The sequence below is a fragment of the Streptobacillus notomytis genome, assembly GCF_001902585.1.
Classification (GTDB): Bacteria; Fusobacteriota; Fusobacteriia; order Fusobacteriales; family Leptotrichiaceae; genus Streptobacillus; species Streptobacillus notomytis.
The window spans coordinates 1-288 of record NZ_LKKV01000151.1 but is presented as its reverse complement, the minus strand read 5'-3'; the positions used below and the strand labels follow the sequence as shown (position 1 = coordinate 288).

Below are 288 nucleotides of genomic sequence, written 5' to 3'. Positions count from 1 at the left end.
AAAATTAAAATCCTAAAATTAACATTATTATTAAAAAAATTAAAAAATATGGATTAAAAATAATTGTAATTATAAATGATAATATAATTCCTAATAAACCTAAAATACTCATTACTATTCCTACTAACAATATTAAAATAAATATTATTAAAAACATAATATCACCTCTACGTTAATTATAATATATTATTCTTTCTAAAACAACAGATTAATTTATAAATTAGAAAAGAATATTGAATTTGAATATTTTTTACTTTAATGATATAATCATGTATATTTATTTTAGGA

Annotated in this window: 1 protein-coding gene; it reads right to left on the bottom strand. The window is 13.9% G+C overall.

What is annotated here, in order from left to right:
* Window positions 1-4: 4 nt before the first annotated feature.
* Window positions 5-157 carry a hypothetical protein gene (locus BUE91_RS07230; protein ID WP_180370691.1) on the bottom strand — a complete coding sequence of 51 codons (153 nt, stop codon included), beginning with the start codon at window positions 155-157 and terminating at the stop codon, window positions 5-7.
* Window positions 158-288 lie beyond the last annotated feature (131 nt).

Coding starts and splice junctions, on each gene's coding strand:
- BUE91_RS07230 (WP_180370691.1), bottom strand. CDS start 157: ATGTTTTTAATAATATTTATTTTAATATTGTTAGTAGGAATAGTAATG.